The organism is Pseudomonas sp. A-1 (assembly GCF_004801855.1).
Taxonomy (GTDB): domain Bacteria; phylum Pseudomonadota; class Gammaproteobacteria; order Pseudomonadales; family Pseudomonadaceae; genus Geopseudomonas.
On sequence record NZ_SSTC01000033.1, the window covers coordinates 35432 to 45503 of the forward strand.

A 10072-nucleotide genomic window follows, 5' to 3' on the forward strand; every position below is an offset into this window, starting at 1 on the left:
GCCGCTCCTTGCCGGATCGTCAGTGGGCGTTCTGTTGCTGGGGGGGGGGCGCGGCGCCGTGCTCCGGGTCGGGATAGCGTTGCTGAAGTCTGCGCACGCTGGCTTCGGCCAGTTGCGCCAAGCGTTCGGCGCTGTCTGCCGGGACCGCCTGCCTGGTCGCGGCGTACTGCTCGATGTCGCACGCCAGCGCTGCCAGCGCCAGAGCACCGAGGTTGCCGGCACTGCCCTTGAGCCGGTGAGCCTCCTTGCGAACCTCGTCGTGGTCGCTCTTGGCGAGAGCGCTTTGCAAACGTGCGATATGTCCCGGGAGATTGGTGCAGAAGAAGCTCACGACCGTGTGCAGGTCGGTGCCCAGCGCCTCGTGCAGGGTGTCGAGCATGGCGTCGTCGAGTAACGTCGGCAGTGGCGGCAAGGCGGCGGGAGCCGTCAGTGCAGACGGCGGGGGAGCGAGCAGGGCAAGCATGCAGTCGAGCAGCTGTCGCACGTTGTAGGGCTTGCTGAGGATGTCGTCCATGCCCGCGTGTCGGCATTCGGCGACTTCCGGGGTGTTGGCATGGGCGGTGAGGGCGAGGATCGGTGTGCGTGGTTGGCCGCGCTTGTGTTCCAGGCGGCGGATCTCACGGGTGGCGGTGGGGCCGTCCATCACCGGCATCTGGCAGTCCATGAGGATGATGTCGAAGCGTTCGCCGGACTCGATGCGGGCGACTGCCTGGGCGCCGTCCTCCGCCTCGTCGATCAGCGCGCCATGCTTGTCGAGCAGGCGCTGGGCGAGCATGCGGTTGACCGGGTGGTCCTCGACCAGCAGCACACGGCAGCCGCTAAGGCAGGGCTCAACGTCGGCGGCCGCCGCGCCAGTGGCGCGCGGGCTGTGCAGCGCACTGATCAGGGCATAGGCCAGCGCATCGGGGCCAGCCGGTTTGCTCAGGCACTGGTCGAGCACCTGGTGTTCGCGGGCCTCGATCTCCAGTTGATCGCTGGCCGAGGAGAGCATCACCAGACGCAGGCGTGGGTGCTGCTCGCGCAGCCGGTGCGCCAGCTCCAGACCGTCCAGTTCGGGCATCATGCGGTCGAGTACCGCCAGCTGCACGCTGGCTGCGTGTTGCGGGTCCTGCACCCAGGCCAGCGCATCGAGCGGGTTGCAGAAACCGTGCGGCTGCATGCCCCAGGCGATGGCATGACGCTCGACGATCAGCCGGTTGGCCAGCACGTCGTCGACGATCAGCAGGCCGCGACCGGCAAGTTGTTCGGCGGCACGTTCGCTGGCGCTGCGTTCGCCGCAGGGGCTGTCCTGCAATGGCAGCTGCAGCTCGAAGAAGAAGCGACTGCCCTGGCCGGGCGTCGACTCCAGATGGATTTCGCCACCCATCAGCTCGACCAGGCGGCGGCTGAGCGACAGGCCCAGACCGGTGCCGCCGTACTTGCGGGTAGTTGATTCGTCGGCCTGGCGGAAGGAGTCGAAGATCAGCGGTTGCACCTCCGGGGCGATGCCGATACCTGTGTCGCGCACGGCGAAGCACAGCGCCCCCGGCGTGCGGGGTGAGCGACCGACGCAGAGTGCGACTTCGCCTCGCTCGGTGAACTTGATCGCGTTGCTGAGCAGGTTGAGCAGCACCTGGCGCAGGCGCAGCGGATCGCCAAGCACCTGCCGCGGTAGGCTGGGCTCGATCTCGATGATCAGTTCGAGCTGCTTCTGGTGGGCGCGGGCGGCCAGCAGCTTGGCAGTGTGCTCGACGATTTCACTGAGGTCGAAGGCGACGCTTTCCAGCTCCAGATGCCCGGCGTCGACCTTGGACACGTCAAGGATGTCGTTGAGCAGCGCCAGCAGCGTCTCGCCGGAGCGCTGGGCGATCTGCAAGTATTCGCGCTGCTCGGGGTTGAGCGGGGTTTCCAGCGCCAGGTCGAGCATGCCGATCACCCCGTTCATCGGCGTGCGGATTTCATGGCTCATGTTGGCGAGGAACAGGCTGCGCGCCTTCGAGGCCTGTTCGGCATGGTCACGGGCGCGCCGCAGTTCCTGTTCCAGGGCATGGCGTTCGCTGATGTCGAAGATCATGCCGTCGAGCAGCACTACCTCGCCCTCGCCCTCGCCCTCGCCCTCGAGCGAGCGCTGGGTTTCGGTGACGATGTGGCCGAGCGACCAGACCCGCAGCAGGCGTCCGTCCTTGCAGCGCAGGCGGTATTCGGCCGAATAGCTGCCGCCCTCGGCAATGGCCCGGTGGCGGGCCTCGGCCAGGCGCGGCAGGTCTTCGGCGGGGATCAGTGGACGCAGGCCGCCGCTGTCGAGCAGTTCGCGACTGCTCCAGCCGGTGAGCTGCTCGATACCGTCGCTGAGAAACAGCAGGCTCCAGGCGTCGTCCAGCCGGGAGCGGAAGACGATGCCGGGGAGGTTGCCGATCAGCGACTGGATGAAGCGCTCCTGGCTGCGCAGGGTCCAGCGCATCCGCTCCCGGTAGTGTAGGAAGGTATTGCTGAGCAGTACGGCAACGATCAGCAGCAGGGTGCCGAACAGCACGGCATTGGCGATCAGCCCGCTCTGCAGCGCCGGCAGCGGATTGTCCGAGCTTGCGGTGCCAATGAAGCGTGCTGCCGCCATGCCGGCGTAATGCATGGCGGCGATGGCCGAGCCCATCACCAGGCCACCGAGCAGCAGTCTGTGCAGCGGGCGCAGGCGGGCGTTGTGCTCCAGGCCGAAACGGACCCACAGCGCCAGCATGGCCAGACCGGCGGCGAGCAGGATCGACAGGGCGAACCACCACGGGTCGTAGCGCAGCAGCGGTGCCATCCGCATGGCGGCCATCCCGCTGTAGTGCATGGTGCCGATGCCGGCGCCGACCAGCACGCCGCCGAGCACCAACTGGCGCCCCCGCAGGTGCGGGCGGGTGAGCAGCGACAGGGCGACCCACGAGGCCGCCAGGCTGGGCAGCACCGACAGCAGGGTGGTCAGCGGGTCGTAGCTGACCGGGCTGCACAGGCGGAAGGCCAGCATGCCGAGAAAATGCATCGCCCAGATGCCGCCGCCCAGCGCCAGGGCGCCAGAGAGCAGCGCCACCTGGCGTTGCAGCACCGTGTTGCTGGTGCGGGCGATCCCGGCCACCTGCAGGCCCATGGTCGCGGCGCCGACCGAGAGCAGGATCGACAGGGCGACCAGCCAGAGATCGAAGGTGCCGTACAGGTACAGGCTGGGGGCGACGGGGGCGAGCAGGAAAAACAGGTCGAGCATGGCTGGGGAACATTGCCGGTAAGGTGAAAGAAGCCGCGCGGGAAAAGCGTGGGGAGTCGCCCCTCGGCACGCTGCGGGGGCCTGCGGGGGAGGGAACAGGTGCCGCGTGGCTGCCGCAGTCCCCGTCCCCTTCATTAACTGCCGCTGGGCGGTGGCCCATCTTGATGGGCGTCAACGCCCCTCGGGGGCTCCGCCGACTGTCGGGCCGGGCTCAGAATGCCTCCCAGCTTTCCTCCGCCGTGGCGGCTTTGCCGTTGCGCAGCCGCGGGGCGAGCGCGTTCACCGGCCCCCGTGGCGGGAGCACCTCGTCGAATGCCGCCCGCATGTGCTGCAGATCGGGCTCAAGCAGCTGGCGGCTGTCGACCTTGAAGATCGAGATCGCCTGAACCAGCTCGCGCACCTGCGCCTGCAGGCTGCCCGAGACCTGCTGGGCGTGGTTGACCATGCCGGCGTTCTTCTGCGTCACGCCGTCGAGCTGAACGATGGCCTGGCTCACCTGGGCGATACCGGCGCTCTGCTCCGAGGACGCGGAAGATATTTCGCCCATGATGTCGCTGACCTTGACGACCGACGCGATGACCTCGTCGATTGACGACTCCGCCGCCTTGACCAGGGCGACGCCTTCGCCGATTTCGCTGGTCGAGTGGTCGATGAGCTGGCGGATGTCCCTTGCCGCTTCTGCCGAGCGGCCGGCCAGCAGACGCACCTCGGTGGCCACCACGGCAAAGCCGCGCCCATGCTCGCCGGCGCGGGCCGCCTCGATAGAGGCGTTCAGCGCGAGGATGTTGGTCTGGAAGGCAATCGAGTCGATCAACTCGATGATCTCGCCCATTTTCTGTGCGGCCTCGGAGATCGCCGACATCTTGCGCACAACCTTGTGCATCACCTCGCCGCTGTCCTTGACCAGGCTGGAGGCGTGCTCGGACAACTGGTTGGCATGCTGGGCATTGCTGGCGTTCTGATCGACCGTGGTGGTGATCTCTTCCATGCTGCTGGTCGTCTGCTGCAGCGCGGCGGCCTGGTCCTCGGTGCGTGCGGCGAGGGCGTCGTTGCCCGTGGCGATGTTGTGGGTGGCGGACGATACGCTGTGGATGCTGCGGTTCACATCGAGGGCAATGCTCGACAGACTCTTGCGCATGGTGTCCATCATGGCTGCCAGTTGGCCGATTTCCGTGCGGCCGAAGTTGGGGATCTGCACGCTCAGGTTGCCGGCGGCGATCTGCGAGTTGAACTTCATAGCCGCGGCGATCGGGGCCTTGATCGAGCGCAGCGTGCGATAGCCGATGTAGGCGAGCACGGCGGACAGGCCGCCGAGCACGGCCAGCGAGGAACCGTCCAGCGCCTCCCAGACGGGGACCGCCGCGGCCTGCGCGCCAACCGCGAAGCCGGCGCCGGTGCAGAGGATGGCGGTGACCGACATGGCCGGCAGGCGGAACTGCATGGACGAGGGGTTGAGCCGGGCGAGCTGCCCGAGCACGCCCTTGCGGCACAACACGCCATCCCTCAGGTAGAAGGCGCTGCGCCTGCCGGCAGCGATGTCGCCATAGACCTCACGGGCCTGCGCCACGGCCTGGGCGTCGGCCTTGATGCGCACCGAGGCGTAGCCGACCAGGGTGTTGCCTTCGAAGTAGGGGGTGACGTGGGCCTCGACCCAGTAGTAGTCGCCGTTCTTGCGCCGGTTCATGACCAGTCCGTTCCATTCCCGCCCAGCCTTGAGGGTTTCCCAAAGGTTGGCGAAGGCGGCTTTCGGCATGTCCGGATGGCGGACTATGTTGTGGTCTGCGCCATTGAGCTCATCCCAAGAGAAGCCGCTCACCGCGATGAACGCCGGATTGGCGTAGGTGATCCTTCCGGACAGGTCGGTACGCGAAATCAGGAAGTCGTCACTGTTGAGCAAGTACTCATGGGAGCCAATGGTTCCGAACAGCATTGGTTATTTCCTCATTTTTCAGACATGGGAATCCCCTGCGCGAGCCGAATGCTAATTCAGGCGCTTTGAGCGGGGATTTCCGGCAGATATATATCTACCCGAGACCAATGGATGTATGCATGCCTCTGCGCATCAGGCAGAAACATGCTGGCGAACGCCTAGAGGCTGGCGAAGATGACGGTGCATCAGACTATGCGCAGGCTTTCATTACCCTTGATTGTTATAAGGTTTTTAGTCTTGCCTTTCGCAAGTACGCCAATACCGTGAAAATAAAAAGCCAACGCTTGCCTCGCGATGCGAGGTTTTGACGTTGTATTTCTGGCGCCTTTACGGCGGATTAGATGATAATTATTATTTGGTGAAGGCTCTAATGGCCGCTTATTTTGTGTGGCATTATTGTTTCTAGCTTGTTTAAAGGTTACGGTTGGGATGATTTATCGTCAATTGCGTGCCGGCGAGTGTGCCGGCCAGCAAAATCGAAAGAGCCGAGAAGCAAAGGCGCGGTCCGGATGCGTGTCCTCCGGCAACCCAGGTCTCTGCAGTCTATTCGGGAGGCCTGGGTGGGGCATCCAGTTCAGAAGGCCTCCCCTTGCCTCGTGGGGCCTGTGCCGGTTGCTGGCGAGCTGCGCCGACCGGTTTTGCCGACGCGGCTGGCCAGCGTCGCGCCGCCCCGATCCACCGACCAGCGCTTGATCTCGCATGCCACGTCGGCACTATGACGGGCCAGCTTGCATACTTCGCCGATGACCACCGCGAGGCCGCGCCCTTGTCGCCTGTCCTGGATCAGTTCGGTGCTCGCCTCGCCAGCCTTGCAGAAATTGGCGAACCGAGGGGTGCCTGCAGAAGTTACGCTTGCCTTCGACCGAAAGCAGCCACTACTCGTAAGGATTTACGGTGACTCACGTCTGTCGATGCTTATCGGCAATGTCGTTCAGGGTGTATTTAGCTTTTCAAGGCGGGATTAATGGTGTCTATCTTTGCTTGGTCTTGAGTGCTCGTGAGCGACAGGCAGTCACTCGTTTGCGGTAAAGGTAAAGGTAAAGGTAAAGTCTGGGATGGGATTCCTGTTACTCGCCGCCGACTGTGTGCTCCTCGCCCTGCCTCTGGCGGAACTCCCGCGGGGTGACGCCGAAGCGTTCCTTGAAAGCGGTGGCGAAGTTGGCGCCACTGGTAAAGCCCAGCTCCAGAGCGATGGCCTGCACTTCCAGCACCGTATCGCTGAGCAGTGTGCGGGCCTGGCGCATGCGCTCCTCGCGCAGGTAGCTGAACACGGTGGCCCCGACGCACTGCTTGAATGCCTCGTTGAGGCGTTTGGGGTTGGTGCGCAGGATGCGCGCCAGACATTCGAGGTTGGGTGTCTCGGCCAGGTTACGCAGCAGGTGCTGGCGGGCCGACTGGAACAAGATGCTGTCGAGGTTGGAAACGCTCGGCGCCGGCTCGCCGGCGTCTGCGCCGCGGCTCTGCGCGCGCAGGTGCATGCTCAGGCGGATACGTACTTCTTCGAAGTTGTACGGCTTGGTGACGTAGTCCACGGCGCCGGCCAGCAGGCCTTCCAGGCGTTCGTCGGGCATCACCGCGCCGGACAGGAAAATCACCGGAATGTTGCTGGTGCGGGCGTCGGCCTGCAGTTGCCGGCAGGCGCTCAGGCCGTCGCAGACCGGCATGTGTACGTCCATCAAGATCATGTCCGGGCGGATCAGAAGGGCCTTGCGGATGCCTTCCAGGCCATTGGTGGCCAGGTGGACGAGGGCGCCTTTCTGGCGCAGATAGGCTTCCAGCAGCATGCGGTCAACGTCGGCGTCTTCCACAATCAGAATGTGACGGTCTTGCAGGTTGTTGTTGCCGAAAAGGCGGTTGCTCGTTGTCATTGGTTCTGTGCCTGCCTCCCTGCGTGCTACCACTTGGTGGCGTCAAAAAAACGTGATGCATATCACGTTTTTGTGTCTGGCGCACATAATGCTACAGAGGGTTGGCGTTGTCATGACTTGAGCAGGATTTGCCGCGTCGGTGCCCTTCTGGTCCAAGCATCCTGGTGGGCGATCAGCTTGCCAGCTTCGTCGGTGGGGCGCGCAGGAGCAGGCGTACCACCTTGTCGAGGTCGTGCTGCGCGGGGGCTGCGGTCGATGGCGAGCAGGTGCTCGTCGATCCTGCGTTCCTATTTAGGGGATATATGTGTGAGCGCCTGCCGCTGTTCAGAGGCCGAGCTGGGCGAGCAGAGCGTCGACCTGGGCCTGGTCGGTCACTGCTTCGCCGTCGGTCGGTTTGATCTGCGGGCCTTTGCGGTCGGCCCGTTCGCTGCCGGCCAGACGCTGTAGCGTACGCTGTTCGGCGGTGGCCGGAGCGCTGTCGATCAGCACCTTGAGCAGTTGTTGTTCGATCTCGCGGGTCACCTCGATCATCTTCTTGAGGGTCTGGCCGGTGAGATCCTGGAAGTCTTGGGTCATGAGTATTTCCTGCAGCTCGCTCTGCGTCGCCCGGGTATGGTCAGGCACCGCTCCGATGTAGCGGCGGGTTTCCTCCACTAGGCGGCGCGCTTCGTCGCTCTGCTGCGGCGCGGCGAGCCAGGACTGCCAGCGTGCCTCCAGATCGCGGGCGCCCTCGATCAGCATGGTCTGGCGCGGCTGGGCCCGTTCCAGGGCATTGAGCACACGCTCGGCGGCCTGTTCGGTCATCGCAGCGACGTAGTCCAGGCGCTCGCGAGCATCGGGGATGGCCTGCGCGGCCTGCTCGATGGCCTTGTTCAGTCCCAGTTCTTGCAGGCTGACGTGCAGCAGGCGTGCCATCTGGACGATGCGCTGGATCAGTTCCTGCGGGGTGATGGAAGCCGCTGGGGGGTGGTCGATCATGCGGATTCTCCTGCGGGCCTGGCCGGGGCCTGTGCTTGCGGTGTCTGACGCCTAGTGTGCGGGGCGGATGTAGGCACCCGATGCCATCTGCTGGATGTTACGCGGCGGCCAGTAGCTGCTTGATGTGGAGCCGCCGCAGCCCAGTGGGGTGGGGCCGGGCGGTTGTATCGCCAGTCTGCCAAGTTTTCCCGCGCAGGGGGCGCTGTGACGGCGCAATCAGCCGTGCGGCAAAGACGGAAAGGCCGTGTGGCAAAGGTGTCGGGTGCGCCGCTCAGCTCAGAGTCGCGCCGGCGAATACCAGCGCCAGCCCTAGTCCCAGACCGCCTGCCATCACCGGCAGGGTGAATAGCGCCAGGCGCCTGCCGCCGAACATGGCGATCAGCACGCCCTTGATCAGGCTGTTGCTGACCACGGCCAGGGCGATGCCGCGCACCGCCACCTGCGGGTCCAGCTCGCCCAGGGCGCTGCGCGACAGCGACAGGGTGATGGCGTCGGCGTCGGTGAGCCCGGACAGCACGGCGACCAGGTACACGCCGACGTCGCCCAGTTCGCGGCGGGCGATTTCCACCAGCAGCAGGATCAGCGCCAGCAGCAGGGCGAAGCGCACGGCCGGGCCGAACTCGAAGGGGTTCTTCAGCGGCGGCTCGGCCTGGGCGCCGAGTTCCGTCGCCTTGGCCCGCTGCCACCAGTACAGGGCGCCGAGGGCGTAGACCAGCGCCGCGGCGGCCAGCGGCCACAGCAGCCCCTGCACCAGCGGCGGGTTGATCACCGCCACCTCGAGCAGCACGCGGGGGAACACCAGCGCCGAGGTGCCCAGCAGGCCGCAGGCCAGCAGGGCGTGCAGCTCGCGCTGGCCATGCAGGCGGGCGAGGGTGAGGGTCATGGCGGTGGAGGACACCACGCTGCCGAGCAGGGCGGTCAGCAGCAGGCCATGGCGGGTGCCGATCAGGCGGACGGCCACGTAGGCGGCAAAGCCCAGGCCGGCGATCAGCACCACCATCCACCAGGTGACGTAGGGGTTGAACACCTGCCAGGGGCCGTAGCCGCGGTCGGGCAGCACCGGCAGCAGCACCAGCGAGATGAACAGCAGCTTCAGCGCGCCGGACAGCTCCTCGGCGGACAGCCGCCGGAGCGCCGCATGCATCGGTTCCTTGAGGCGCAGCAGCAGGGCCACCACCACCGCGCAGCCGGCGGCCAGCAGGCGGTCGTCGGCCAGCGCCAGGCTGCCGAGCAGGAAGGTCAGCAGCAGGGCGATCTCGCTGGTCTGGCCCTGGTCGGGGTCGTGGCACAGGCCGATCACGTAGGCGGTGGTGCTGAGCAGGGCCAGGGCCAGCAGCACGCCGACCCAGACCAGCACGCCGAGATGGCCGGCGAGCAGGGCGGCGAGGCCGCCGAGCAGGCCGACCAGGCCGTAGGTGCGCACCCCGGCGGCCAGCCGGTCGTCGTCGCTGGCGCGGGCGCTCCAGCCGCGCTCGGTGCCGATCAGCAGGCCGATGGCCAGCGCGCTGGCCAGGTCGAGCAGGACGTCGAACTCGGGCGTCATGGGCAATCCTTTGGCGGGTGGGGCTGGTCAGTCTAGCAAGCCGTCCCGCGGCAAATCCCGCCGCGCCGCACCCGCGGGCGGCACGGCGGGCGGCTCAGTGCAGCTTGAGATGGCGGCTGAGCAGGGCGCGCAGGGCGGCCGGCTTGACCGGCTTGCTCAGGTAGTCGAGGCCGGCGGCGTGCACCTCGGCGATCAGCTCGGGGCGGCCGTCGGCGCTGATCACCACGCCGGGCACCGGCTGGCCCAGGTGCGCGCGCAGCCAGCCCATCAGCGCCTGGCCGGTCTCGCCGTCGTCGAGGTGGTAGTCGACCAGCACCAGCTCCGGCGGGCCGTCCTGGCCGAGCAGATGCTCGCACTCGGCGCGCGAGCGCGCGGTCTGCACCTGGCAGCCCCAGCGGGTCAGCAGGCTGCGCATGCCGGTGAGGATGCTGTCCTCGTTGTCGATGCACCACACCTGGGCGCCGTTCATCGGCTGCGGCGCGCTGGCCGGTGCCGCCGGCCGCGCCTGCGGCACGGCGCGGCCGCGGGCCAGC

At 66.5% G+C, this 10072-nt stretch carries 7 protein-coding genes and 1 pseudogene; 1 reads left to right on the plus strand and 7 read right to left on the minus strand.

Annotated elements, in window-relative coordinates:
- Positions 1–19: 19 nt before the first annotated feature.
- The 3 genes and pseudogenes from E5198_RS09685 to E5198_RS22345 all read right to left on the minus strand — a co-directional run.
- Positions 20–3220: an MHYT domain-containing protein gene (locus E5198_RS09685; RefSeq protein WP_168772508.1), complete on the minus strand. Its 3201-nt coding sequence runs from the start codon at positions 3218–3220 to the stop codon at positions 20–22.
- Positions 3221–3431: 211 nt separating this feature from the next.
- The gene (locus tag E5198_RS22340) at positions 3432–4370 is read right to left on the minus strand and encodes a methyl-accepting chemotaxis protein (RefSeq protein ID WP_372239875.1); all 939 of its coding nucleotides are present in this window, start codon (positions 4368–4370) and stop codon (positions 3432–3434) included.
- Positions 4353–5150, minus strand: a pseudogene (locus E5198_RS22345) (PAS domain-containing protein); the annotation flags it as partial. The gene E5198_RS22340 and the pseudogene E5198_RS22345, both read right to left, overlap by 18 nt.
- Before the next feature lie 119 nt (positions 5151–5269).
- Between E5198_RS22345 and E5198_RS09695 the strand changes: the two are divergent.
- Complete coding sequence (locus tag E5198_RS09695) at positions 5270–5458, plus strand: hypothetical protein (RefSeq protein WP_136489794.1); 189 nt, start codon at positions 5270–5272, stop codon at positions 5456–5458.
- A gap of 759 nt (positions 5459–6217) precedes the next feature.
- Here the strand turns inward: E5198_RS09695 and E5198_RS09700 are convergent.
- The 4 genes from E5198_RS09700 to E5198_RS09715 all read right to left on the minus strand — a co-directional run.
- Positions 6218–7018, minus strand: a complete 801-nt coding sequence (locus E5198_RS09700; RefSeq protein WP_136489795.1) for a response regulator — start codon at positions 7016–7018, stop codon at positions 6218–6220.
- Positions 7019–7342: 324 nt separating this feature from the next.
- Positions 7343–7996 carry a protein phosphatase CheZ gene (locus E5198_RS09705; protein ID WP_136489796.1) on the minus strand — a complete coding sequence of 218 codons (654 nt, stop codon included), beginning with the start codon at positions 7994–7996 and terminating at the stop codon, positions 7343–7345.
- Between the two features lie 271 nt (positions 7997–8267).
- Complete coding sequence (locus E5198_RS09710) at positions 8268–9539, minus strand: MgtC/SapB family protein (RefSeq protein ID WP_136489797.1); 1272 nt, start codon at positions 9537–9539, stop codon at positions 8268–8270.
- 94 nt (positions 9540–9633) lie between these two features.
- The coding region (locus E5198_RS09715) for a response regulator (RefSeq protein ID WP_136489798.1) at positions 9634–10072 on the minus strand (439 nt) is incomplete at its 5' end.